Here is a 25,475-nt window from a genome sequence, read left to right as displayed (position 1 = left end):
CACACAGCAGTTCGGTCACTATTGCCTAACTCATCTTTTCTAAAATTAAGGCCACAATCTGAGTGTCTTCCACTGCCCATCTTGCTTTACATATTGGACTCGTACATGCTTGCGCTCCGAATCTCCCTGCCAAAATTCTACCTCTTGTGCATTCACGGCATATAAACGCCAATGAGGTGTAACAACACTGGGGTCACGTCTTATCTTTTCCTTCTGAGCTTCGATGGAACGATCCAGTACTTCCTCGCTATCCAAAACCTCACTCTGATGTCCTGTCATGGCAACTGCTCTCGCTCCAGCTGAACGTTTGCGGAAATCATTAGCGCCCGCTTCATCTCCACAATCTTCGGCAATTCCCCTTATCCGAATCTGTCTTCCAAGGGAAGGCCAGTAGAAGGTGAGAGCCACATGAGGGTTCTCCTTCAACTGCTGACCTTTTCGGCTCTCCGAACTGGAGGCAAAATAAAACGTTTCGTCAATTACGTTTTTCAAAATCAACACCCGCGCATCAGGATAACCATCTTGATCCACGGTCGAGATCGTCATGGCATGAGGTTCTTTCACTTCGTTCTCAACCGCCACTCTCAACCAATCCAAAAATAGCTTACCTGGCCGCTCCGGCAACTGCCCCATATCCCATGTTGGAAATGGTCCGGATAAAGACTTCAAATGTTGTAACAGTGAAATGGATTGATCACTCATGTCATCGCCTCCGTCTTCTATTTTCTAATCAAGGTGACTTATCCGCTCATGATCTAGCATCTATATAAATTGAACTAAAGAATATTTACACTGCACACTCCGATGACAGAACAACCTTCCGATCGCTGTTATCCCCAGATTTTTTTGATTCCTTTTATAAAGGGGAAATCCGGGGATAAAGGCGAACGCTCCGCTTCTTCAGGTCCTTTCTGTCCTCTCCGTTTTGTGTAAATGTTCAGTTCAATTTATATAGTAAACAACTAATCAAGATGAATTAACACATTTGCGTTGCTAAGTTTCCAACCATGTCTTCCCTTTTCAACGGTATGTACACTGGTGTTGTCCATGGGATAAAAGCTGGATTTATTACTCCACTCCCTATTTCCAAGCAGATAATACAGAATATTAATCACTCCGCCGTGAGTAATTAACAGAACATTGGACTTGACTGTTTGTTCCTCCATACCTTCGAAAAGTCTCTCGAAAGATGTGCTTATCCGGTTATAAAAATCTCTTGGACTTTCTCCTCCCGGAAAAGGTGAATCCATCTCAAGGGTGTTGAAATAAACCCCTGGGTAATGTTCTTCAGCATCCTTATGGAGCATGCCTGCCAAATCTCCGTTATTCATCTCCCGCCAATCTTTCATTAAGCTAGCCTGCATGTTTAATTGTTTCTCAATTTCCCGTGTAGTCTGCACTGCACGAGGAAGATCACTGCTAATGATCGTATGTATGTTGTACTCCTCAGCATGATGATGCAAATGTTCTCCCAGTCTTTTAGATTGATTGATCCCCTGTTCCGTGAGTCCACGCTCGCTCCATCCGCCTCGATACCCTTCCTCATCCATCCCATGCCTTACCAGGTAAATTTTCAAGATCTCTCCTCCTTTTCCTTCTATAATGAACAATATACCTTTAGACTGTATGACTAGCCCGGTATATATAAAATAAACCCGACCTCAGATAGCTTCTATCCAAGATCGGGTATTTCCTGCTTACCATTTATCTTACAAATGTGTTATGAACTCGCTCGGATTTGATAAAATAAGGAATCCAGATGGCACAAGTGATGACAGATTTAGCAATTTCTCTGATCGAGCTTCCATCTTCCAATTCTTTTGCTAACGGAATCTGGAGCAATAATAGATAATCAATAATGCCAACAATCAGACTGAGACCATAAAAGATAATCATAAGACGGGGTAATATTGCTTTCTTGCTATAAAACGCAAAAATTGTATATACACTGAATAATAAAAACAGCGTATTGTACACCATCTCAAAAACAAGTACTGGACCCCATAATGGGTGATAATAGTCTGATTGTTTGGAAGTTAGCATTTCCCAAGTCTCAGTTGTGAATGTGGGTATTATCTGCTGAAATAATTGCACTGCAAGTAGAATTACCGTAACAAATAAGCCAATCTGGATGAGAATCAGCCAACCACCCAATCCCGATACACCTAGTGGACGGTAGTCTGTTTTTTGCTCATGAATATGTGGTTCCACCTTGTAACACTTCCTTATGTAGTTTTGTTTTTCTGAGATGAGTCTTCCTCGTAATATTGCCAATTGAATCTACGGGTGCTTCACTCCGTTACTTCACGTGCGCTGTATGTATTTTCACACTCTTCTTATAGCGACCTCTCCGCCCTCCTCCTATATAGAATTTTACACAACTTCCTTATTGTACTACGCGTGTCAAGGACGCAACATCCATTTCAAAACATCGTACTCATACACTGTGAAAGCAAACAAGGCCTTCGCTATACTTCCGCCATGTTCAGCAAAGTACACGTACGTCATAATCCTATACAGATACAGGTGGTGACTCTGCATTGGACTACAAAGGAGGATATGGATATGCCCAATCCTAAAGTAAAACTTCTGCCTTTTGCCGATATTTCAAATTATGTCGAGGGCTTCGATATCGTTTCCACCCAGTGGGGCGGTGATGGCCTTGTCTATGTGTTGTTGATGAATCAGATCCCGGAAAGAGAGCGAGGTATGTTCGTCCAAAGTAAATTGAAGCAAAGCTATACGTACAAAGTGCTTATTGTGACAGATCAAACTATCGAGGAAGTTGTCATCTGGGGGCAGACGTTTAATTATCATTACGTACAACCATTACATGATCATCTGCTGCTCGTCGGAGCACGATGTGCGAATTACGGAAATGAAAAGTTTGATCTGAATGCCAAAGTGTGTGATCTGGACGGAAATACATTTCGCGAGTTTCTGTTGGGAGACGGTATCCAAAGTGTACAGGTCACAGAGAAGGGAACGATCTGGACCAGTTACTTCGATGAAGGGGTATTTGGTAACTACGGATGGAGCGATCCAATTGGATCAAACGGTCTGTTGGCCTGGGATGAGCACGGTAATAAAGTGTACGAAAACCGCGCAGCTGACATTGCAGATTGTTACGCACTCAATGTGGTGAATGAGAAGCAGGTCTGGTTCTACTTCTATACCGATTTTGAACTCGGTTGTATCTCAGGGGGAACCAGTGAACCCGACGTTACATTCATGAATCCAAACATCTCCGGTTCCTCGGGCTTCAGTACGGATGGTTATCATTTCTTGTTTGATGCGGGGTACGGTAAACATGGGACGTTTGTGCTAAAAAAAATGGAGAAACCCGGTAGATTGAGCAAGGGGCAGAAGATTGATTTGCTAAATGAAGATGATCAGCCCTTCAAGCAGGCACGGCAAGATTTTCGCCAACATCGTCTGCTACTTAGTGAAGGTAACTTGTTGTATCGGGTAACGATGGAGGAGATTACATCCGCTTCTGGTTTGGATTAAATGACAGGATTGAAGAGGGTTATTTCTTAAAAGACAATCCCTCTTCTTCCAATGCGTTCCGCAGTTTAGGCATGGCAGATGGCCCGATTCCATGCAGCATCAGGATTTCTTTCTCCGTGTACTCCGTAAGTTGCATTAGTGTTGTAATCCCTTCATTCTCCAAGGCACGTCTGGCGGGAGCTGACAACAAGGCTAGAAATCCCTCTGTCGGTTTACGTTCAGCTTCGCACGTTGGACAGGTTGGGCAGTCACTTTTTTTATAATACGAATGTCCTTGTTCGCATGTTCTGAGTGTTCCTTTATCGTTTGTCATTTGGGTGTCTCCCCCTAATTTAAGTATTCAACCAGATCTTAATATCTGAAATCATATTTTCGTATTGTTTTAAAGCCTCTAAAGTCCAAATGACTTGTGATGTTCCTACTAACTGTTCCTCTACGTCCGTACATTCAATCCACAGTGACCGTTTAAGACTATACTCGAGCCAGTCCAACTTTCCAGCAAAACCATTATCCAGAACCACTTCCCAATTCGCTGTTAGACTACCCACTCTCTTCTCATATCCAGCTATAAAAGCCAAGAACCTCTCCTTGTTTATACTTCCAGCGCTATCTACTGACCAATACACAGCTGTTTCTACCAGATCATGCATCGGATTAATATAACCTGCCGATTCCCAATCTATAATAATAGGTATGCCCTGTCTCCACATCACATTCTTAGGCTCCAGATCTCTGTGACTAATCACTTTATTGAATGCTAGCATTGAAGATGAATTCTTAGCCTTCATGCTCCACTCATACAGCTTATTGATATTAGAATCCAAAATCTCAATCCATTCCGAATTCTCATTTTTTCCTTTGTTCAGATAAAACATCCAATCTATTTTTTTAGAATTAGTCGCCTGTGGACTATCCAATTCTAGTTGTCTAAAATCCGTTTTATGGATATCTGCAAGGATCGTTCCCATCAGAGAACTGTTATTGATAGTAACTTCATCTTGTTTCAAACATTGACCCTCAATCCAATCAAATATTAGATAGAATTGATTATCAATGTTATGTATAGAAGCACCCTTTAACCTTTTTGCAGGTTGAGCATGGATATGTTCAGCTGCCACGTCTGCTATTTTTTCTGAATTAATATAATTTTGCACAGCAGCAGGTCGTATCATGATCTGGGGATTCAATGCCTTAACTGCATAATTAGCTTGCGTCGTTTCAATGGCGTACATTCGATGAAGAAGTCCACCTGAAATCGGTTTGGGCGAACTGATCAATTCACCAAGCTGTAATTCATTACACAGTTTCTCAAAATTTAAATTATATTGAGTATCGTTCATATGTTATCCCCTCTCATTTTGGCTATTTGTCTGGAGCAAAGCTTACATTCCGTACTCGGCAAAAACGGCTGCATATTTCTTTTCTAATATCGTCCAGCGCTTTTCGGCTCCGTATTTGGCGTGCAGTTGCTGTAAATAATGCTTGGCTTCTTCCGTATCGCCGGCTTTTAGCAGGAAACGGAAGGTTACTTCGCTTAAATGTAGCGCTGTCTTATCCATATAATAATGGACTATATCTCTGGCCCCTGTTAGCGAGTGTAAGAATGACATACCCTCTTCCAAATGTGACACCAGTTCTTTCGATAAAGCGTCTGGATCGATATCAGGCGTTAAGGTATAGTGGGCCGGAGCGGAAGGGGCTATTTCTCTGATTCGGCAGGTAAAATGAGATGTGAACTCCAATATGTCTCCATTCAATCCAACGGAATGCAACTCCGCAAGTTCGGTGGAATGAACACCACAATTAACATAAAACTGGACTTGTCTACTGGTGTTATACTTTGCTCTTTGAATGTTGAACTTATATGCGAGGTTTCCATCCGCTTTGTAGAAATTCAGATTTTTCTTCGAATAGCCGTGTTTGGCAAATACGGGTTTGACGTCTGTTTTGATGATCTTCTTAAAAAGTTCCTGCATTGATATCACTCCCAAGGCAAAGTTTATTTAATTCGTTGTTACCCTTTTTTGTTCAGAATCATGCTTGTTCTATTTTATAAAAATAAGGGCCACACATGGATTCGTGCGTATACACGTACGTCCATGTAAACGCTCGGTCGAAGATATAGATATCCTGCTCCGAATCAAAATCCGCTGCAATGACCCGATTCGCGTTTTCGTATAAAAGCACCCAACCACCACTTTCATACATCACATATACTTCATCTTTCGGCTCGGCATCGAAAGCATCTCGTGCTTCATCATGTGTCAGACATTTCTGTTGTTCATAACTGAACATATGCCACTTGTACTGGCTATAATGGATAGACTCTTTGACCACATCATCGATATTATGGGCAAATACGCTGTCCCATTGCTGTACAATCCCTTCGGATTCCTCATACAGTTCGGATACGACAACCCCTTTATCCTGCAATTTCTTCTTGAACATATATTCCTGATGGATACGCTCAACCCCCCAATATGCTCGGTTCAGTTCCATTTCGGGTAACGCATCCAGCAGCTCGTTAATTTTATCTCGAATCATCATTACCTCCGTAAGTTATCTGGAATTATAATACCTGGCCCTTGCCTGACTGTTTAGCTTCTTCTCGTAGCATATGAGCCAGTTTGTACATTTCTGCAATGTCATGCCTGTTCTGTTCCTGGAATCTTCGTATTGCCTTATCAATCTCTACCACTTCCACCGCAACCACCTGCTCGCCATCTTCCGGATTCAGTGGATCACCGACAAGTTCAACATCTCCATATCCGATGATTCGTACAAAATGGGGATGCGGAATATGCGGCCGATACGGTTCCAAAGCACTGGATGTGCAATAGAATTGACCAAAGATCTGATAGGACCGCATTTTTGCCCCAAGCTCCTCCATCAGTTCACGCTTCAGTCCATCCATGTAATGCTCACCTGCTTCAAGCGTACCCCCAGGCAGCTCCCAGGCTCCATTATCCAGTTGGAAGACAACACATTGATCCCCGACAAACGGAATGATGCTAATATTACTCACCAGCTTTTCATCCACGATGTCGTTCAATCTGAACTCCGCCTCAATAATTCCCCAATGAATTGACGTACTCAGCGCCGGAAATAGTTCCGCACTCAAGCTACTCATCCGCACCCGATCCTCTCTATCTAATTCCACTATTCTTCCAATTATAGTCGAAAACACAGAAAGAAGGCCACCTTCCCACCGGGGAATACGTGACCCTCTTCTTACGCTCTCTGCCCTTAAGCCTTGAATCAGTGTTCTCTCCAGACTCTCAGACCATTCTCCTTCTAATGCTGCACCAGTTTCCCATTTTCCAAAAAAAGAACCCGGCTACAGAGCGGCAAAATCCGCTCATCATGCGTAACCATCACTGCACTCTTGCCCTGCTCTTTCACGAGCCGTGCAATCATGCAGACAATATCCAGCCCACGTTCCGCATCCAGACTGGCTGTTGGTTCATCCGCGAGCAGAACAGCCGGATCGTTCATCAATGCCCGTGCAATGGCGACCCGCTGACGTTCCCCGCCAGACAGCTTCTCTGCATATGCCTTCCTCCGATGGGTCAACCCCACCGTATCCAGCAGCTCATCCACTCGTTTCTCCGCCTTATTTTTATCCGTTCCGGCGAGCTTTGCGACCACCATCAGTTGTTCTTCTACTTTCAGATACGGAATGAGGTTGGCACTTTGAAATATAAAACCAAGCTGCTGAAGCCGTACATCGGATATATCTTGTTTGCTTTTGCCCATAATAGAGGCTCCGTCCAGCAAAACCTGTCCTTCCGTCGGTTCAAGAAGTGCGCCTGCAATGGACAAGAATGTACTTTTGCCCGAGCCGGAAGGCCCCATCACAGCCACAAGTTCCCCTTCAGCAACTTCAAGGTGCAACTTGTCCAGAATCGTCCGTTTACTGCCACCATCTTCAAAGGTCTGTGTAATTCCCTGCAATACCAATCGGTTTCTCATGCTGCTGTCCTCCCAATCGCATCAAGTGCATCAATTTTGGTAACCTTCCACACCGAGAACAATGAACCCGCCATAGACATGAGTATGAATAATACACAGGTCAGTGCGAGGGTGGATAAACCTAATTGAAACGGCATCGATGCTGGCAAGATGGACTCAAACAGTCGAACCAATAGTACGCTAATCACCAGACTGCCAACCGACAGAACCAACACTTGTAACGAAACACTACCCGCCAGATAAGCATTCCGCGTTCCGATGGCTTTTAATATACCGAACTGACTCGTTTTCTGAATCGTGATGACATAGAAGAATACCGCAAGCACAAACGCCGAGATGACATATAAAAATGCGATCATCATGAGCAATGATCCCTGTTCTTCCTTATATCCAGGAATAGCCGATACGGCATCCGACTTTGTGATGATTTCCGTATTAGGCATTGCAGCACTCAGGCGGTCTATCTGATCGCCCCCATCCTTAATCGCAATAGCATTGTATATCGGAGCATTGGCATTGGTATCTGCTGAACCTTGCGTAGTTCGTGAACTTCCCTGGAGTGCGAGCCACTCCTGTTCATTCAGGAACACCACAGGGGAGTGACTGAAGGACTCATTTTGTACAAATCCACCAACGGTCCACTCCGTTCCGGAAGCTTGATCGACGAGAACAGTGCCAATTGTGACGCCAGATTCAGACAACTTATGATCTACCACAACCTGCCCTTTTGTCTGATCCGTAATCGGAGATCCTTCGGTAACAGTTGGAGCAAGCCAACCTTCGGGATTAACCATGAACAGCGTGACATCGATCTTTTTTGTGTCGCCCGTTGGACTGACCGTTGTCATTTTCACACCCAGTGGTTCAGCGTTCTCTTGCCCCACTACGGAGCGAGCTTGATTAAGCTGATCCTGATCCACTTGTGACCGGGTAAACCGATGATTCGAATCCTGTTCCAGCACAAAGTGGGTTGCTGCCATATTTTTGACCGAAGCTGCGTTATCATACGCCAGCCCCTGTGCAAGACCTGTAACAAACAGTACCAGAAATGAAACCAGTACCATGATTGTAGCAATTAAGGCATACCGCCCTTTGGCATACCTCATTTCCCGAATAGCCAAGTACATGTTCTGTGACCTCCCTCTTGATAACCCAAGTATAGGAGGCGAAAATGAACGGCAAATGAATAACAGATTACATCTGCGGAAGGGTCACGGTGAAGACCGTACCGTCAGGCGAACTGGAAACCTCGATTGTACCGTCATGAATTCGGATAATTTTCTGTACAATGGCAAGTCCAAGCCCGGTTCGTCCGGAAGAACGTTCCCGCGCACGGTCCACCCGATAGAATCGATCGAACAGGAAAGGTAGATGCTCCGCAGCAATCCCGTCTCCTGTATCCCGAATCTGAATCACACACTGGTTATCCGTCTGCGCGGCATGAATCTCGATGCTTCTTCCCTGTGGCAGATGATTCACTGCATTTCCCAGCAGATTCATCCACACCTGCATGAGCAGTACTTCATTGCCGACCAGCTGGATGGATTCGGGCACCGATATCCGAAGCAGCAGTTCTTTTTCTTCGAGTTGCCATTGCAGCACCTGAACCGCTTGCCGGAATTGATCTCGCAAAGAGAACTTTACTTTGGACAGATCCTCGTTGCCTTGTTCAAGGGAGGACAATAGAAGCAATTGTTTACTGAGCAAAGAGAGATGACGACTCTCCTCCTCAATGATCGATGCATAGTGCTCTCGTTCCTGTTCGGGCAGATCGCGATCCGCCACCAATTGGGCAAACCCCTGAATTGAGGTCAGCGGCGATTGAATCTCATGCGATACGTTGGATACAAACTGCTGCCGCGCCTGATCGACCCTCTCCAATTCACGACTCATAGTCATGAAATGCTGGGCCAGCTGTCCAATCTCGTCACGCCTTGCGGTAGGCAATTTCAGATTATATTTTCCTTGTGCAATCCGTTTGGTCGCCTCGGACAGACGTTCAATCGGATGAACCAGATAGCGGGTACTGATCAGAAAGATCAGAATACTGATGCCTATCGTAAATGCTCCAATCAGCGCAAAAAAGATTCGCAGCTCACCGAATTGCAGAATTACATCCGGGCGCATAAAGAGAGCGTAATTGGTATTGTCCAACTGTAGTTGAACACCCACGGTATTGCTTAATTGATTATCGAAAAAACCTGTGATGAACGGTTTGCTTGGAAACTGCGCGACACCATGGTACACTTCACCTCGCAGCACCAATTCTACAGCTTGTTTGTCCAGATCTTTCTCTCGAAATTCGCGGCCGTAGAATCGGTCACTTTCCTTTCCATCTGTCACATAGATTTCGTATCCAAGATCGGCGGCATTGTTCAGATACTGCTCCATTGTGTCCGGTTGCTGCTCTACAAACTGTTTCATTTGTGTCGCAATGCCCACCAGCTTCTCATCATTAAAATCCTTGAGCTTTGCATGATAGTAGATATTCGACAAAAGAAAACCGAGCATGCCGCTGACCACAATCACCGCAACTGTAATGAGGAATACCCGGACGTACAAGGTCCTCAAGGTGCTTTCACCTCCATCTTGTATCCAATGCCCCGCACAGTCTGGATGATGAAATCGTCCGTATAATCGGCAAAACGATCACGGAGTCGCTTGATATGTACATCAACGGTACGGTCATCTCCTTCGTAATCTGCTCCCCATACAAGCCGAATGAGTTCATCCCGCGAGAACAAACGCCCCGGAAACTGCGCAAGTTGTGAGAGTAATTCAAATTCTTTCATTGGCAAAAAGAGAATGGATTGCCCGTCCGTAACCTCCACATTGTTACGGTCAATGACGATTCGGTTCATGCGGATGATATCGCTGGATGTGCGATGGTACCGACGAAATAACGCCTTTACCCGGTAGACCAGTTCTTCAGGTTCAAACGGCTTGGTCACATATTCATCTGTTCCTTTCAAATAACCATCTCTCTTGTCCGATAGCTGATCTCGAGCCGTCAGCAACATAATGGGAATGTCGTAATGCTGCCGAATGTAATCACATAACTCCAGTCCGTCCATGCCTGGCATCATCACATCTAAGATTGCCAGATCGATCGGCGTTTCTTGCATTAGTTTGACCGCTTCCAATCCATCCTGCGCTTCATGAACCCGATACCCTTCCTTGGTCATGACATGCCGCAGGAGTGCTCGAATATTGGCATCATCGTCTGCCAGCAGCAGATGTTTCATATGGTTGTCCGCCCTTCTATGTAACGAGTACATCTCACTTTGATCCTGCACAGATGGTAGCATAAAAGCAATCTCATTCGCCAGCACACATTCTCGGAAACACCGCGGCCATGTTTACATTTCCATGAATCTGGTTGACACTATTATGAGGCGCAACTATAATAAAACCATAACATATGAACGAGCGCTCATATATTCATTTGTAGGTGATCAAACATTGCTTAAGATCATCTATAGTCCACACTAGAAATCATATTACATAACGGAGCCTCGCTCCAAAGGAGAGGATTTAATATGTCCGGACATCATCACAGTCATAACCATGGGCACGATCATGGGCACAACCACGCTCACACCACCAATAACAAAAAAGTACTGTTGTTTTCCTTCATTATTATTACCATCTATATGATCGTAGAAGCCATTGGTGGATTCATCACCAACAGTCTCGCACTCATCTCGGATGCAGGTCATATGTTGTCCGATTCCATTGCGCTCGGGATCGCTTTGCTGGCGTTCACCTTTGGTGAAAAAGCGGTGAATACTGGCAAAACGTACGGATACAGAAGATTTGAAATTTTGGCCGCCACGTTAAATGGAATTACGTTAATCGCCATTGCGCTTTACATTTTCTACGAAGCGATTGGGCGTTTTATCCACCCGCCGGAAGTAGCAACGGTAGGAATGCTAATCATCAGCGTCATTGGACTGCTCGTAAACATTCTTGTTGCCTGGATCATGATGCGTGGTAGCGATACAGAGAATAACCTGAATATGCGTGGTGCTTATCTCCATGTGATCAGCGACATGCTGGGATCGGTCGGGGCCATTGCGGCAGCGCTGCTCATGATGTTCTTTGGCTGGGGTTGGGCCGATCCACTTGCAAGTGTAATTGTCGCGGCGTTGGTATTACGAAGTGGGTTCTACGTCACCAAATCATCTCTGCACATCTTGATGGAAGGAACTCCGGCCAATGTGGATGTGAATGACCTGGTGCAGACTATTAAACAAGTCGATGGCGTCAAAGGCGTTCATGACGTGCACGTCTGGTCCATCACCAGTAACCTGAATGCGCTGACGGCTCATATCGTAGTAGATGGAACGATAGATGTTTATGCATCCGAGATCCTAGTTCAGAAGATTGAACATATGCTGGAGCATAAAGAAATCAAACATGTGACGCTCCAAGTGGAGTCCGAGAAACATCTGCATGACACCTCGGTATTATGTACGGTCAAAGGCGACGCACCAGATGCCCATGCGCATCATCACCATTGAATGTTATACTAAGCATAATTGCTAAATGAAAACAGGGCTGATTCCCCTCACTGGGAAAGCCCTGTTTTTGATTTTTATAATTTTATGGTATATCCTACGGCTTGATGAACACATCCCTGCCTTCTTTTCTGACAGGTTATTCCGCTGTATCATCGACATCTTCTCTTTTTCCATTCTATCGCTAGCTTCATACTTCATTAATCTCCGCCACCACCACAAGATGAACAGCTGGATGAGCTGCAAGAAGAGTCGGAGGATGATCCGGATCCTCCAGAGGAACTACTACTGTCAGTACATTGATCCGCATAACAGCTAGAACTGCTCGAGCAACCACTACTTGACGAGGAACCATAGGCTGCCTTTTCCTGTGGAAGAATTTCCTGCTCCAGCCGGCCCATGTGTAGACCATATGTCGCCTCATTGTGCATGGAGTAATATACCATGGCTCCAGCCATGACGAGAGCTACATCGCTACTTCCGGAAGATGCTGGAGATAGCTCTTCTTCACTTAGAGTTGCGCATCTATGTAGTTGATCAATCAAGTAACCAATCACCTGAGCAGCTTCAGGATCCTCCTGCATGCGTCTGGCATGAAACAGCTCATTCACCAGTTCAGACTGATCTCCCTGTGCGATCAGCTTCTGTACATCACTGGATAATGGGTAAGTGAAAAAATCACCCCAGATTGCAGCACTGTAGGGAGTGAACTCGAATAATTGACAGTACACCCAGTCAAACCATGCACGTGCTCCTGGCGTTTCGCGGCGGGTGATTGCCGGCTCATGGTGCACCGTGGAACCCATGAATTCTGCACAAAAATCAGCGTAAGATTTCGTAAACATCAGCATCTCATGCCACAAATCATCAACTTCATCACTGAACATGGGCACCTGCTTAAGTAATGAAGCCATAATGAAATATCGCTTAAGCTCTATCAATTTCCACCGATACTCCATCGTTTTCATCTGAGGATATTCCTGTTGAATTCGGATCTTGAGTTTGTTGGCAAAATGCTTATTGTAACTCTTCTCCAATTGAAGAATGGTTTGTTGATAGGAGACTTCTTCTCGAAGTCCTAGATTCAATGGTGCTTTTTTTCGTCTGTACGTAACTTTCGTCTGTTTCCTGCGTCTTCCTGCTGGACGGAAAATCTTGAGCTTACGTCGAACCAAATAGACTGTTACAACTAATAAAACTGCTACAAAGTAGTAGTAGATCGGCATAATAAAACCGCTCCTCTCCGTTGATCTTCTCTATGTAAGGGTTAAACTGTCATTAGTATAAATGAGGAGCGGCAGTGATTAATAGAGCCCTTTGGCATACATGCCAGGGCTCTAGTTTTATATATTTCTTTGTTGCTCATTGTTATGAAATGGCAACCATTATACTCGCTACCAGCATCAACAACGTTACGGGCGCCCAGATTCTTCGTTCCCATACACTTCTCGTAATCAGATTCAAAATCGTCCCAAGTACTAAATACGCGACGATAAACCAGATCGCTGTCTCTGCAAAAACAGACAACTGAGGCCAAAGCAATCCTGCTTTACTTAGAACAATGATACCCATGAATGCTAAAATTGCAATCTGAACTATACAGGCAAAACGCATGGAAATGGGGTATTTCCCGGGAAACTTTCCACCCATGGCGTACTCTCCCCAGGGCACACCTACCGCTAAAGCAACCTGAAAGAGAATCACGATTAGGATCAGGATGGTAAATGCTATTGCTGACGCTAATACGATCATGACCACACTCCAGTATTCAAAGTGGCAGTAAAATCACTACCATAATAAAGATACCTTATTTTCCAATCGCAGATCCTTCTTTCTCTACAGAAAGGTAAACATGACTGTTCTCTAAATTATACAGGATATTCCACTAAATCATACTTTCTTTTTTGCCTTTTAGACTCCCCTGCCTGTCCGCTTTCAACATTCATGTCTCTCGATTGGAAATGAATACAAATAGAGACTTTCACTAAAGGAGAGTCTCTATTTGTATTCTATATTGTATTTTACTGAGCAACTACGTTGCTACGGATAATAACTTATAAAAACATTATTTACCCATTAAGCTGAGTCATCATTTCTTTCATATAACGTGTTCCATGGACTTCATTTTTGGGGCTTACCTTTTCAATACGAGCTAAGTCATCAGGTGTCAGTTCAATCGTTGCAGCGTTCGCGTTTTCCTCCAAATATTTGATTCGTTTCGTTCCCGGAATCGGCAATGCGTTGTTAGCCATGGTCCAAGCTAAAGCCAATTGCGCAGGCGTACAACTCTTCTCCATCGCGATCTCTTTGATTTTATCCACAACTTCTACATTTTTGGCGAAATTGTCTCCTTGGAACCTCGGCATATATCTGCGCAGATCATTAACATCCAAATCCTCGAATGTCCGTATCTCACCTGAGATAAACCCTCTGCTCAATGGACTGTATGCAATATGAGTAATATTCAATTCTCTCGCAGTTGGTAGAATCTCGTCCTCAATATCCCTGCTCCACAGGGAATATTCACTCTGCAACGCAGAGATCGGATGAATGGCGTGTGCCCGACGTAAAGTGGAAGCCGATGCTTCCGACAAGCCAAGACAGCGGACTTTTCCCTCTTTAACCAAGTCAGCCATCGCACCAACGGTTTCCTCAATCGGAATCTGAGGATCTACCCTGTGTTGGTAGTATAGATCAATATAGTCTGTATTCAGCCGTCGAAGACTTGCTTCTACAGCCTTTTTCACGTAATCCGGATGGCCATTCAACGTTTCATAGTTCGGAGTGTATCCAAATTTGGTAGCAATAATGCCCTGATCCCGACGTCCCTTCAGCGCTTTCCCCAGTAGTTCCTCATTATGACCGTTCCCATACACATCTGCTGTATCTAGCAGTGTAACGCCAATCTCCAGCGCGTGATGTATGGTCTTCATTGACTCCTCATCATTGGTTTCCCCGTACATCCCCGGAGACATACCCATAACTCCCAATCCAATCGAAGATACGACGATATCGCTATTTCCCAGCACTCTTTGCTTCATTTCTCCATCTCTCCATCCGTTAATATTAGTCTTTACCGATGCTTTCCATTTGATCTAGCAGTTTGCTTTCTGAAGGAAGCTTTCCTGTCTCTATGTCTTCATAGATGGTCAATTTGTTATTCACCGCTGCAAGCGCTTCGGCAATTTCAAGTTGGCGGCGATGTAATTCTTCTTTATATTCGTGAAGGATCGCTTTCCTTTGTGGAATCGTTGAGTCACCATCCAGCGCCAGACTAACCATATGTTTCAGTGTAGATACTTTCATCCCCGTTGCCCGGAAACAGGACATCAGTCTCATCCAATCCAGATGTTCTTCCTCAAACATCCGATTTCCATGTTGATCTCGTTGAATGTACGGAAGCAGTCCCTCCTTCTCGTAGTAACGAATTTTATGTGCAGGACAACCCAGCCGCTCCGAAGCTTCTTTTATCGAGAAAGCCATAATGCTGACTCCTCCTTTATGTTCATTTGTGGATGTATTGGCCGGTTCTTTTACATCCTAAGGCTTAATGTTCACATTAAGGCAAGCACTAATTTCAAAAAAAATTAAATTCACTGACATTCACTATTTTTAACAAATGGAGGACATCACGCACGCTTCGATACTGGGAAATAACGAATAGAGGAGATATGTCGAAAAGATCGTGTGAAAGCTGAGATTCGGAGAAAAAAACTTGGGGAATCTGAGCAATTGTTTCACTTACTTTAATTGTTGAGTGCCATAAAGTACCCTGGCTTGATCACAGTTCAATGGTTCGGTAAAAGGTACTTCCAAGAAGTATTCCAGCTGCCATTGCTGCGTTTTTAGAGCCTGTTTACTTGTTGGCTTGTCCCAGGACGGATATACACGTATGGCGCGCTTGCCACCTTTGCCTTGATCGATACGATATCTCGCTGTAACAATACATGCTTTGGAAATACAAATTGACCAAAATGGCTACCTGAGCGCGTACTAATGACATACATATCTGCTGGATCTGATCCATCATATGGCTGTGTCGATCCATCCTCACTACGCTGCCACCGGGTAACAAATTGTCCAATCTTGGTTGGCGTGGTTTTGGCGACGCGAAATCGAATGGAGAAAGAATTCAAGGTGAAAACTTTACTATTTTAACATCCCTGACATAGTCTTTTCCATTCATTCCATGCCTTTAAATACTCAGGCAGATCATCCGGATGATGCTTGTTACTCAGCCCAATTCGGCAATACAGATGGACCAGAGCTTCCTCTATCAATCTGGATTTATCCATTTCTACTTGCTCTAAAAGTTCGAACGTAGCAAATAATGTTTCGGTGTTGATATCATCCGGCGAAGAGCTAAAAGCATACAAGAAATCATAGAGGATAGGTCCAACCATTGGAGATGGGTCAATAACGCCGATGAGTTCATTTTGATCATATACAAAATTATGAACTCCCGTATCGCCATGCAAAAGAAACTTCTCTTCTTCCTCATGAAACAACCGATCCACTTTGGATTGAACCAGATTATAATCATCTGTCATTAAAACACTTCCAATATTCATCTTTGCTTCATGAATACTAATCTGATTGAATTCCTTCCATGTCCTCCGCGGGAACTCCACTCTCCCCCATGATTTCGTATCTGTAGAACGCACATATGTATTGAATAACTCTTTCACCAGACGAGTTAACCAGTCTCTCTTCTGTCCCCTGTTGAAATGGGTCGTGCCTTCCAGATACGTATAAATAAAATAAGTGTTATCCGGATCAGTGAACACAACTTCAGGCAATAAAGAAGAATTCTTATACGTATCCAAAAACTGCCTGGCGATGTGAATCTGTTCGGATTCATCTGATTTCAGAATATAGTGCTTATTCAGACTTGTACTCAACCGATAAACACGTCCAGCTGTGGTACCTGACAAACTTTGAATTTCAGATATTTCTTCATTGATATGATGCATCTTGAATAAGTTATTGACCTCATTTATCGTTGGATTAATTAACATATGGTTCTCCTCATATAACTAGGATCTTGATTCATTTGGTTAACATAAGGTGGTTTAGATTCCAATTGCACAGTGGCTTATCTTTCAAAATGCGCCCGTTCCTCTTGGTTGGAACTAAAAATATAATCTGGGTACTGGTTTGCCATGGGTGGAAGCTGATCCTCCGGGAAAAACTGCAGATCCTTCATCTCTTCATTATCGGGCGTAAGTTGTCCAGATCTGATCCCGCATTCAAATACGATAGTCAAATATTCAACCTGATGACCATTGCTGTATGTAAACCGTCTGGCTTCACCCCCGTATATTCCGATAATCTTCTCCGGTTCAACAACTAGACCTGTCTCTTCCAGTGCCTCTCTTACCATCGCTTGCGCCGGTGTCTCACCAAGCTCAATTGCTCCGGCAATCAACCCCCAGGTTGATTCGTTATGTTTACGACCGAACAGAATCTCCCCTTGTTCATTTCGGATAATCCCAGCTACACCCGGCATAAAAATAAGCTCATTGCCGATCTTTTCCCTGAGGTTTTTGTAATAGTCTGACATGCCCATGCACAGTTACCTCCTGTCTTCTATTTTCTGAATTCCCCTTCCATGAATGATCCATTGTACGGCATCCCAAATATCCTCTGCGATATAATCAGGTTCAGTCTCCGTCCATTTGTCTCTGAAATTGGTTAATGAAGATTCCCCCCAGCCTGTTCGCACCATGATCTTGGTCGCTCCTACGACATGGGCAGCAAGCATGTCTGTATCTCCTACATCTCCAATAACGATACATTTGGATAAATCCAGACCGAGTTCCTCTGATGCCTGTAATAACATTCCGGGTTTAGGCTTTCTGCAACTGCATTCTTGCTCGTGCGGACATATATAGGAGTGATCGAATCCGTACTCGCGAAATTGCTCTTCAAAATCCTCAACACTTGCTTCTCCACGTGAGATTCGGTATTGATTCGTAAAAGCCAGCACCATAATTCCTTCTCGTTTCAAAAGCAAAATTGCTTCTTGAGCATTGGGGTATAATCTGAAATCTCTTGGATGAATAAAATGACCTGTACCACCGATTGTTCCATCTCTGTCTATAAAAACAGCTTGTACGTTTCCCTGTGGTTTCATCATGGTCTGTTCCCTTCTTAGAAAAATTTCAAGTCGTGTCGTTCATCTATACTTTCTCATCGATAATATGCTTGCTACCATCTTGCTGTTTATGGTGTTGCAATTTTTTAATTTCAGTTTTTAGATAGTGTACTTCTTTGATCAATACATCCAGCTTTTTCGATGTTTTGGATGAATCTATCGCATAACGTACAATTGCAGCAAAGATAAGAACCACAATTAAACTTATAAGTGATACTACTAGAGCTCCATAAAACTCCAAAATGGTGTTCAACTCCTTGCTGTCAAAAAAATAAGTTGTAAAACTCTTCTGAAAACCAAAACCATATAATCCCCAGGATAACCATAATGGTGCCTAGTACTTTTAATATTATTTCGATATGTTTAGGGATATCACTATTGGGAGGGTTATCTTCAAACTCGTAATTCGGTTTAATATTTCGATATCTCATCAGGACAAATATTTTGTATAGAAAATCAGGAAAGAAGTAACATGCAATACCCACGACAAATACGGGAGTAGATAAATAACCAAACGTACTGGTGGTCCATTCCATCTCTATTCCCTCCATATTCATCCTCTTGGTCTCTCTCATTCTTCCTCTACAAGAATGTCAGCACAGCGCACAATCAATTCAGGCATATTTTCTCCACCAAATAGAACATGAAGCTCATATCCATTATCGATCCGATACAGCTCTTGATACAGCCAGTAACTGCCTACAATTCCACCGTCTTGCTTAAGGATTTCCGGCGCAACGAGCGTGAGTTTATTTATATTGGTGAAGCCCCCACGGGTGTCAAAACGAATGACCACTTCATCCCCTGTCAGCAGTTCCGTCACTGTACAATCATGATATTGAACCCGGCTATGTATTTCATCGGAAATATCCTGTGCGATCATCACTTCTCTAAATTCTTTCGATATGCGTTCCATTTCTCTTCTATTTTCTGCACTCTGTTTCTTCAGCTGGAGCATAACTTCTCTCGTGCAATAACCCAACGTAAAGACACGGATATCCGCAATTTGTTCAACGATTTCCTGTGGCAAATTCTCCGCCTTGTATTGAAAATTCCACTCCATCGATTCTTTGTACTCTTCCTTACATTTCTTCTCATCAAAAGGAGGGCGCACATCATATTCTGCAATGAGTTTCTCGATATGCGCTCGTTCTTCCGGAGGCATGTGATAAACGATCTGATCCTCTTCTGTCACTTCTTCGCCACTGAAAGCTTTGTCTACGCGAGTAAGTACTTGACCATCATGCTCCAGCATGTAACGTGGGTCCAAGTTATATAACTCTCGCTCCTGCTTCACATGTGCTTTTTCCTTTCGTTTATACAGCCTTAAAAATAGATTCTCATCGAACTCGTAAGCTCCGTTATGTACTCTTAAACCAAAATGAAGATGTGTCTGCTGACAAAGCTCATACCATTCTTTCGTTAGATATCTCATGGGCATCTCTCCTGTTGATTTATAGAATCAACTTTGCTATTAAGCATAGACCTTTTTAATTTGTGACAAGAATTAAGCTGCACCTCCTCAACGATTCCTTATACTCAACAAACGTACTGGTCTACCCCAAGGTTTGAAACAATTTGTGTTTTATTTCTTTGTCGTTTCGCGCCGCCCATTCATGCACAGCTTCTGCGCCTGCGGACTCCTGACCTCGTTGAAAATAAAAACATAGATCCATCGGAACTAAACGTTTACCATAGAGTTTGATGCCAATCCGTCTGTAATTCATATAAATACACTCAATCTGAGATGCATCATATCTCTGATGTTTCATAGAAATCACATGATCGCTTTCCAGCGTAATACTGGGTTTAGTGAAAAATAAACGCCAGATCAGGAAAACGATATAACCGAGAATAAAGGTCAATATAACGATCAGCGAGTACTTAAAAAAACCATTTTTACCGTAAATACCATCCCTGAAAAGTATAGCTTCAATGACCAACATACATAATAGGCTCAACCATGCTCTTGGATAAATCGTCTTGTATGTGATGAGTTCCACCTCCTAATTATTCTAACCATTAATCCGAAGCCACTCGGAAGGGCCTTTTCTGACAAAATGCTTTTCAACAAAATCCAAAATGTCATCAATTCCAGGCAATGCCGCATTTTCTTTAGCTTCGTCAAACGTCATCCATTGGTACTCGATATGTTCATGATTTAACCGGACAACCTGGCTTTCATCCACATATCCTACGAATACGGGAGCAATATAGATATACTCCCCCATGGGTGAATAATATTGTTCGAATTGATTGGCAGAATACAAACGGACTTCCGTAATACCTGTTTCCTCATGAACTTCTCTAAGTGCAGCTTCCCATGCCTTCTCGCCCTTTTCTATCCCGCCGCCAACATAACACCACTCGTTATGCAACATACGACCAGCCCGCTTCAGCATCAGTACACGGTATTGATCGAGGCTTTTCTTCAGCAGAACTACAGCCACGCCTTCACAACGAATGGGAACTGCCTGTTTCACGTGCTCTGCACCACTCAATTTCTCGCCCCCTTCTCTTCAGAATCGAAGTCCTCCAGAACCTTGAACTTATCCCCGTGGATTTTATCCAGATGTTCCTCTCCCCAATAGCACAGATGATCCAGGGCAGGCTTGAGCCCCCAACCGTAGTCCGTTAACTCATATTCCACTTTGGGAGGTACCTCCGAATATACCTTGCGTTGCACAATCTCGTCCTTTTCCAGTCCTCTGAGCTGTGTTGTCAGCATCTTCTGCGTAATGTCCGGTATCAATCTTCGAAGCTCCGACGTGCGTTTCCGTCCTGTCATCAAATGATAAATAATCAAAGGCTTCCACTTTCCGCCCATCACTTCCAAGGCCGCTTCCACGCCAACTTTATATTTCTTTGTAGCGTTTGTGTCTTCATGTTCCGTCATTTTTGAACCCCTCCATAATCAGGCTATATCAAGGTGAATCATAATCTTTTTATTGCTCTTTTTTCTATTATTTGAGCCTATTTCGAGGAATCCATTTAGGGTACTTTAATGTTCCTATAGCACTTCATTCTTCCTATAGAACATCAAAGTGCGTACTTCCAGATGTTTTCATACCTGTTTATAATAGCATCAGCCACTGATTTATGGCTACAATACTGCAATCCAGAAAGGTAGTGAAAGATAAGATGAACGTACTCGTTGTAGTATCCCACCCCAGAAAAGACTCCTTGACCTTTCAGGTAGCTCAACGTTTTGCACAGGGGCTTACCGAAGCTGGTCACGGTTATGAGATATTGGATTTGCATGAGATTGGATTCGACCCGATTCTTCGTGAGATAGACGAACCAGACTATACCCAAGAAAATCAGGTATTCTCGCCTGAGGTTGAGACGGAGATGGAGCGGTTGAAGAAACACGATGCTGTGGCTTTTGTGTTTCCTCTCTGGTGGTGGCATCTGCCAGCCATGCTGAAAGGTTATGTGGATCGTGTCATGAACAACGGATTTGCCTATGGAGCGAATAAACTTCCTCATCAGCAGATATTGTGGATCTCTCTTTCGGGAGTGACGGAAGATCAGATGCATAAGCGCAACTATGGTCAATCGATCGCCAACCTGCTCAATGTGGGGATTGCCGATTATTGCGGCGTGTCCCAATCGAGAGTTGAGTTTTTATATGAAACGTTGGAATCCAAGCCTGAGCATTATGAGGCATTACTGAATCATGCACATCACTTGGGACTGAACTATGTCAACGATATTCCGACTCCATGATCGTATGAGAAAAAAGGTATGACCCGAATATGTATTCTGAAGTTTTGTGGTACGTTCAATGGCGAATCACAACGCTTGAACACGCAAAAAGGTCGCTCCGAAGAGCGACCCTGCTTGTGTGTCTTGCATTATTTTACTGTCGAGAGAAGAAACTTCTCCAGCATAGTGATATCAGTGATGCTATGGTTGCAAGCTGTGTTATCCATGCATACGTACTGGGCAATGGAAGAAAAGTTGTCTGGCGAATGAGCCTTGGTCTTCACGTTGAAGAATCCAAGCTCCTGATGACGATGACAGAACATACAGTACCCTTTTTTGTTCGTGGGTGTAATCCGTCCCTCGATACCGAGGAATCTGCCTTCGTACGGATACACGATGAACAAACGACTTGTCGCAATGTCAGTCCATCTCAGATAGGTAGTACGTGCGTAATCGATGGATTCGAGATCGGGCACTTTGAGCTTCTTTGCCTTTGGAAACAGCTTCTGAATCTGCTTCGCTGATACTTGCGGATATGGAATCAGATATGATTCGAGCTGGTTCATATACGTCTGCAATTCATGTGTCGTCTCATACGTGGATAACTGCTCCAGCAGTTGCTTTTGTTCCGGAGTCAGTTCATCGAAGATGCTCACCGCATTGGTGCCGACCGTATAACGGACGGTTTCCAATACTTTGGGATCTACAACCGAGCGTAGCGTTTTGAGCAGGAAATCAGCTTGTTTTTGAATATAATTAAATTGATGATTTTGAATAAATGGTGTTTGCATGGCGTTCAGCCCCTTATTTTTATTGGAAGAACAAATAAGGTGCAAAGCCTGCGGGATGTAACATTATGTTGATATTGATTTCAGGGCAACAATCTCATTTTTGTCGCGCCCTACACAAAGTCCGCCCCTATTCAGGCTTTGCGTAAGGCTTTCTAGCGAACGAGCAATCCGGCATTATCCATATTGCCACGTCATAACCCCCAATACGATAGATATAACGAAATTATAGCAGGGCAGCATAGTGTAGGCAACGGGCTTCGTTACAATCTCCTCTGTTCAAGAAATTATTACATCTCAGGCTTTCTTCCCATTCTCCAGCAAATGATCTACTGCTGACTGCTCAATGGCCAGCCCTTCCGTGTAACGCTCCATGAACAAGGCAAATCCATTCACGTCTGCGCTATTTGGAGAAACCTCTTGTCCTTCTGCATCAATAAACACCTTAGTAGTAAGGTACTCTGCCAAACCCTCGTGCTGTTGCTTATTAACCATGTAGGAAGCCAAAATAGCCATTCCCCAGGCGCCACCTTCACCAGCGGTAGACATGACCGACACGGGAATATTCAGTGCGGATGCGCATATTTTTTGAGCGACTAGTGGGGTTTTAAACAATCCCCCATGCGCCCAAATGTGCTCAATCGTTACGTGCTCCTTCTGTGTCAGAATATCCAGCCCGAGCCTTAGTGCAGCAAACGCAGCAAACAGATGGACTCTCATAAAGTTTGCCAGATTGAAACGGCTCTCTGGAGAACGTACGAACAACGGACGACCTTTTGCAATTCCTGTAATGTTCTCGCCTGAATAGTAGCCATAGCTCAGTAAGCCACCGCCATCAGCGTCAGCTTTCAGTGCTTCATTGAACAACACACTGAATAACTGGTTCATATCGGGTTTCTGTCCCATCGCCTCATAAAACTCACGGAACAAGTCGACCCAGGCATTAATATCGCTGGAGCAGTTATTCGCAAGAACCATAGCCACAGGATTGCCATCAGGTGTAGTCACGATGTCAATCTCAGGGTATACCGTAGATAGCTTTTTATCTAATACAATCATGGCAAAAATCGATGTACCTACGGAAATGTTACCCGTACGTTTTTGGACACTATTTGTAGCGACCATCCCTGTTCCAGCATCCCCTTCCGGAGGGCACAGTGGTATATTGGATTCCAAGTTACCTGATGGATCTAACAATCGAGCACCAGCTTCACTAAGATATCCGGCATGTTCACCGGCAGTGTACACTTTAGGTAAAATATCTTTAAGATTCCACGGGTAGCCTTTGTCGGCAATTAAATCGTTAAACTTTTTCACCATTTCTTCATGATATCCCAGTGTGGATTCATCAATTGGGAACATACCTGAGGCATCCCCTATACCTATAGCTTTACTGCCAGTCAACAGCCGATGTATGTAACCTGATAGTGTCGTAATATAATTGATGTTAGCGACATGCTCTTCTCCGTTCAAAATCGCTTGATACAAATGTGCGATGCTCCAGCGCTCTGGAATTTTAAACTGGAATTTCTCGGTTAGCTCTGATGCAGCCTTCCCCGTTGTGGCATTGCGCCATGTACGAAACGGAACCAATAACTCCCCTGTTTGATCAAGTGCAATGTAACCCTGCATCATAGCAGAACATCCGATTGAGCCAATTTTTTGTATCGTTACACCATAATTTGTTTCAATCTCTTGCTTTAATTGATGATAGGTTTGTTGCAACCCATGAATCATTTCATCCATCTGGTAAGTCCAGTAACCGCCAATCAATTGATTTTCCCACTCATAACTGCTGGAACAGATGGTATTAAAATGGTGATCAATAAGTACAGCTTTGATTCGTGTGGATCCAAATTCAATGCCTAGCGAAGTTTCTCCCCTGACTATTGCTTGTTTCAAGATTTGATCCATCATCGTATTCATCCTCTCTGAATTTGGAATCTACCTGATTCGAGAATAAAGTCATCTTAATAACCCAAGTCATTTTAAAATTCAATACATTCGATAAAATTATCCCAAGTTATTCTTCTAAAATCCATTTTGAATTCCCTCCTGCACTAATCATCATTACTATTTTCTTCTCTATCTCACTGCACTCGTAAAACTCGCTTTAAAAATAAGATCATACACATTCGTGTAAGAATCGTAATACTCAAGTGCCTGTTTTCTCTCTTCGTAAAACGACTTCAACCTCTCTTTGTCTCCAGTATCGACATAAGCGATTAACTCTCGACTTGCTTTTTTGTATGCTTCTACACTTCGTCTCGCAGATCCAAAATCAAAGGAATTATAGTCTAGCACGGGAGTAAAGTTCTCCGGTCGGATTCCCGCATTTGATTCAGCTTCCGCTATGAACTCGTGTAATTTCGAGAAATCTACCGGCTCTTCCAGCAGCACATTGCCCAAAATGTGAACCACTTCCTGATCCACCTTGTTGAATCGCGTTGTAAAGACATGATTAAACACATGCATCTCCATCAAATTTCTGGTGTACAGAAAATAGCTATTAACCAAATGAAGCGTTGAGTTTTTATATTCTACCGAGAATCTCGCACCTCGAAGGATATTAGCCGGGATATATACTCGGCCGTCTATCATTTTTGCTTCGGCTCCTGCCTGTGTTTTGAGTTCCTTTTCATTAAAAATTACGCTGATTTTCTTAGGTGCACTTGAAACGGTGTGAGCCATGGAGCAGCTTAATAACGTTACAGCAAGTGTCAACATCATCATCTTTTTCACTATGTACAACTCCTCGTTAGGAATAATCAGGATATATTTGCATTTCACCTTTCTTATCGTACCATTTTATTCAAATAA

General features: G+C 43.6%; 32 protein-coding genes. 3 read left to right on the top strand and 29 right to left on the bottom strand.

The features are described from left to right. Positions 1 to 45 precede the first annotated feature (45 nt). The 3 genes from NZ043_RS17285 to NZ043_RS17275 form a co-directional block, all read right to left on the bottom strand. The gene (locus NZ043_RS17285; protein WP_339308960.1) at positions 46 to 702 is read right to left on the bottom strand and encodes a pyridoxal 5'-phosphate synthase; all 657 of its coding nucleotides are present in this window, start codon (positions 700 to 702) and stop codon (positions 46 to 48) included. Between the two features lie 260 nt (positions 703 to 962). Further along, on the bottom strand, positions 963 to 1,577 hold the full coding sequence (locus tag NZ043_RS17280; protein ID WP_339308959.1) for a histidine phosphatase family protein: 615 nt from the start codon (positions 1,575 to 1,577) through the stop codon (positions 963 to 965). A 127-nt stretch (positions 1,578 to 1,704) separates the two neighbouring features. Further along, on the bottom strand, positions 1,705 to 2,211 hold the full coding sequence (locus NZ043_RS17275; RefSeq protein ID WP_339308958.1) for a DUF2569 domain-containing protein: 507 nt from the start codon (positions 2,209 to 2,211) through the stop codon (positions 1,705 to 1,707). A 354-nt stretch (positions 2,212 to 2,565) separates the two neighbouring features. On the opposite strand from NZ043_RS17275, the gene NZ043_RS17270 reads away from it, so the two are divergent. After that, complete coding sequence (locus NZ043_RS17270) at positions 2,566 to 3,510, top strand: hypothetical protein (RefSeq protein ID WP_249911375.1); 945 nt, start codon at positions 2,566 to 2,568, stop codon at positions 3,508 to 3,510. 19 nt (positions 3,511 to 3,529) lie between these two features. On the opposite strand, the gene NZ043_RS17265 is transcribed toward NZ043_RS17270, so the two are convergent. The 9 genes from NZ043_RS17265 to NZ043_RS17225 all read right to left on the bottom strand — a co-directional run bounded on the left by NZ043_RS17265 (position 3,530) and on the right by NZ043_RS17225 (position 10,727). Continuing rightward, complete coding sequence (locus NZ043_RS17265; RefSeq protein WP_249911376.1) at positions 3,530 to 3,823, bottom strand: RNA polymerase alpha subunit C-terminal domain-containing protein; 294 nt, start codon at positions 3,821 to 3,823, stop codon at positions 3,530 to 3,532. 19 nt (positions 3,824 to 3,842) lie between these two features. After that, the gene (locus NZ043_RS17260) at positions 3,843 to 4,850 is read right to left on the bottom strand and encodes a phosphotransferase (protein WP_091033205.1); all 1,008 of its coding nucleotides are present in this window, start codon (positions 4,848 to 4,850) and stop codon (positions 3,843 to 3,845) included. Between the two features lie 42 nt (positions 4,851 to 4,892). Continuing rightward, positions 4,893 to 5,486 carry a DUF4304 domain-containing protein gene (locus NZ043_RS17255; protein ID WP_036610462.1) on the bottom strand — a complete coding sequence of 198 codons (594 nt, stop codon included), beginning with the start codon at positions 5,484 to 5,486 and terminating at the stop codon, positions 4,893 to 4,895. Positions 5,487 to 5,544: 58 nt separating this feature from the next. Next, a complete protein-coding gene (locus tag NZ043_RS17250) occupies positions 5,545 to 6,057 on the bottom strand; it encodes a DUF4275 family protein (protein WP_339308957.1) in 513 nt (170 codons plus the stop codon). A 22-nt stretch (positions 6,058 to 6,079) separates the two neighbouring features. Beyond that, the gene (locus NZ043_RS17245; RefSeq protein ID WP_091033209.1) at positions 6,080 to 6,640 is read right to left on the bottom strand and encodes an NUDIX domain-containing protein; all 561 of its coding nucleotides are present in this window, start codon (positions 6,638 to 6,640) and stop codon (positions 6,080 to 6,082) included. Positions 6,641 to 6,804: 164 nt separating this feature from the next. Further along, the gene (locus NZ043_RS17240; protein ID WP_339308956.1) at positions 6,805 to 7,482 is read right to left on the bottom strand and encodes an ABC transporter ATP-binding protein; all 678 of its coding nucleotides are present in this window, start codon (positions 7,480 to 7,482) and stop codon (positions 6,805 to 6,807) included. After that, a complete protein-coding gene (locus NZ043_RS17235) occupies positions 7,479 to 8,609 on the bottom strand; it encodes an ABC transporter permease (protein WP_339308955.1) in 1,131 nt (376 codons plus the stop codon). The genes NZ043_RS17240 and NZ043_RS17235 overlap by 4 nt, the downstream gene beginning before the upstream one ends. A 67-nt stretch (positions 8,610 to 8,676) precedes the next feature. Further along, a complete protein-coding gene (locus NZ043_RS17230; RefSeq protein ID WP_339308954.1) occupies positions 8,677 to 10,053 on the bottom strand; it encodes a HAMP domain-containing sensor histidine kinase in 1,377 nt (458 codons plus the stop codon). Continuing rightward, positions 10,050 to 10,727 carry a response regulator transcription factor gene (locus NZ043_RS17225; RefSeq protein ID WP_076252748.1) on the bottom strand — a complete coding sequence of 226 codons (678 nt, stop codon included), beginning with the start codon at positions 10,725 to 10,727 and terminating at the stop codon, positions 10,050 to 10,052. Before NZ043_RS17225 ends, NZ043_RS17230 begins: the two co-directional genes overlap by 4 nt. Before the next feature lie 294 nt (positions 10,728 to 11,021). On the opposite strand from NZ043_RS17225, the gene NZ043_RS17220 reads away from it, so the two are divergent. Next, positions 11,022 to 12,005, top strand: coding sequence for a cation diffusion facilitator family transporter (locus tag NZ043_RS17220; protein WP_339308953.1), 984 nt, complete (start codon positions 11,022 to 11,024; stop codon positions 12,003 to 12,005). Between the two features lie 197 nt (positions 12,006 to 12,202). Here the strand turns inward: NZ043_RS17220 and NZ043_RS17215 are convergent, their stop codons facing one another. From NZ043_RS17215 to NZ043_RS17150, 14 genes are all read right to left on the bottom strand, one after another. Then, positions 12,203 to 13,228: a hypothetical protein gene (locus tag NZ043_RS17215; protein WP_133384006.1), complete on the bottom strand. Its 1,026-nt coding sequence runs from the start codon at positions 13,226 to 13,228 to the stop codon at positions 12,203 to 12,205. A 142-nt stretch (positions 13,229 to 13,370) separates the two neighbouring features. Then, the gene (locus NZ043_RS17210; RefSeq protein ID WP_133384005.1) at positions 13,371 to 13,754 is read right to left on the bottom strand and encodes a hypothetical protein; all 384 of its coding nucleotides are present in this window, start codon (positions 13,752 to 13,754) and stop codon (positions 13,371 to 13,373) included. A gap of 317 nt (positions 13,755 to 14,071) precedes the next feature. Next, entirely contained in the window at positions 14,072 to 15,043 is a 972-nt protein-coding gene (locus NZ043_RS17205) for an aldo/keto reductase (RefSeq protein ID WP_133384004.1), read from the bottom strand. Positions 15,044 to 15,068: 25 nt separating this feature from the next. Then, positions 15,069 to 15,485 (bottom strand): MerR family transcriptional regulator, encoded by a 417-nt coding sequence (locus NZ043_RS17200; protein WP_091033235.1) that lies wholly within the window; start codon positions 15,483 to 15,485, stop codon positions 15,069 to 15,071. A 362-nt stretch (positions 15,486 to 15,847) separates the two neighbouring features. Further along, a complete protein-coding gene (locus NZ043_RS17195; protein ID WP_240767952.1) occupies positions 15,848 to 16,138 on the bottom strand; it encodes a MepB family protein in 291 nt (96 codons plus the stop codon). Between the two features lie 18 nt (positions 16,139 to 16,156). Beyond that, a complete protein-coding gene (locus tag NZ043_RS17190; protein WP_133384003.1) occupies positions 16,157 to 17,020 on the bottom strand; it encodes a phosphotransferase in 864 nt (287 codons plus the stop codon). A gap of 77 nt (positions 17,021 to 17,097) precedes the next feature. Next, complete coding sequence (locus NZ043_RS17185; protein WP_133384002.1) at positions 17,098 to 17,571, bottom strand: NUDIX domain-containing protein; 474 nt, start codon at positions 17,569 to 17,571, stop codon at positions 17,098 to 17,100. Between the two features lie 6 nt (positions 17,572 to 17,577). Further along, positions 17,578 to 18,141: an HAD-IIIA family hydrolase gene (locus tag NZ043_RS17180; RefSeq protein WP_133384001.1), complete on the bottom strand. Its 564-nt coding sequence runs from the start codon at positions 18,139 to 18,141 to the stop codon at positions 17,578 to 17,580. A gap of 43 nt (positions 18,142 to 18,184) precedes the next feature. Further along, entirely contained in the window at positions 18,185 to 18,400 is a 216-nt protein-coding gene (locus tag NZ043_RS17175) for a hypothetical protein (protein WP_133384000.1), read from the bottom strand. Between the two features lie 22 nt (positions 18,401 to 18,422). Next, on the bottom strand, positions 18,423 to 18,695 hold the full coding sequence (locus tag NZ043_RS17170) for a hypothetical protein (RefSeq protein WP_133383999.1): 273 nt from the start codon (positions 18,693 to 18,695) through the stop codon (positions 18,423 to 18,425). Between the two features lie 35 nt (positions 18,696 to 18,730). Continuing rightward, positions 18,731 to 19,594, bottom strand: coding sequence for a DUF4085 family protein (locus tag NZ043_RS17165; protein ID WP_133383998.1), 864 nt, complete (start codon positions 19,592 to 19,594; stop codon positions 18,731 to 18,733). 121 nt (positions 19,595 to 19,715) lie between these two features. Beyond that, positions 19,716 to 20,105 (bottom strand): hypothetical protein, encoded by a 390-nt coding sequence (locus tag NZ043_RS17160; RefSeq protein WP_133383997.1) that lies wholly within the window; start codon positions 20,103 to 20,105, stop codon positions 19,716 to 19,718. Positions 20,106 to 20,174: 69 nt separating this feature from the next. Further along, positions 20,175 to 20,660, bottom strand: coding sequence for an NUDIX domain-containing protein (locus NZ043_RS17155; protein ID WP_133383996.1), 486 nt, complete (start codon positions 20,658 to 20,660; stop codon positions 20,175 to 20,177). Continuing rightward, on the bottom strand, positions 20,657 to 21,055 hold the full coding sequence (locus NZ043_RS17150) for a helix-turn-helix domain-containing protein (protein ID WP_047842123.1): 399 nt from the start codon (positions 21,053 to 21,055) through the stop codon (positions 20,657 to 20,659). The genes NZ043_RS17155 and NZ043_RS17150 overlap by 4 nt, the downstream gene beginning before the upstream one ends. A gap of 245 nt (positions 21,056 to 21,300) precedes the next feature. Here NZ043_RS17150 and NZ043_RS17145 point away from each other — a divergent pair, with 245 nt between their 5' ends. Next, the gene (locus tag NZ043_RS17145; RefSeq protein ID WP_133385906.1) at positions 21,301 to 21,888 is read left to right on the top strand and encodes an NAD(P)H oxidoreductase; all 588 of its coding nucleotides are present in this window, start codon (positions 21,301 to 21,303) and stop codon (positions 21,886 to 21,888) included. A 128-nt stretch (positions 21,889 to 22,016) separates the two neighbouring features. On the opposite strand, the gene NZ043_RS17140 is transcribed toward NZ043_RS17145, so the two are convergent. The 3 genes from NZ043_RS17140 to NZ043_RS17130 all read right to left on the bottom strand — a co-directional run bounded on the left by NZ043_RS17140 (position 22,017) and on the right by NZ043_RS17130 (position 25,397). Continuing rightward, the gene (locus NZ043_RS17140; RefSeq protein WP_133383995.1) at positions 22,017 to 22,658 is read right to left on the bottom strand and encodes a FusB/FusC family EF-G-binding protein; all 642 of its coding nucleotides are present in this window, start codon (positions 22,656 to 22,658) and stop codon (positions 22,017 to 22,019) included. A gap of 294 nt (positions 22,659 to 22,952) precedes the next feature. Next, positions 22,953 to 24,569 (bottom strand): FGGY-family carbohydrate kinase, encoded by a 1,617-nt coding sequence (locus NZ043_RS17135; RefSeq protein WP_133385905.1) that lies wholly within the window; start codon positions 24,567 to 24,569, stop codon positions 22,953 to 22,955. Positions 24,570 to 24,740: 171 nt separating this feature from the next. After that, positions 24,741 to 25,397, bottom strand: coding sequence for a hypothetical protein (locus tag NZ043_RS17130; protein WP_339308952.1), 657 nt, complete (start codon positions 25,395 to 25,397; stop codon positions 24,741 to 24,743). Between the last annotated feature and the right edge of the window lie 78 nt (positions 25,398 to 25,475).

It is taken from the genome of Paenibacillus sp. FSL k6-2145, assembly GCF_037976585.1.
GTDB lineage: Bacteria > Bacillota > Bacilli > Paenibacillales > Paenibacillaceae > Paenibacillus.
The sequence above is the reverse complement of the archived record's forward strand: the minus strand, read 5'-3'. Positions and strand labels throughout refer to the sequence as shown.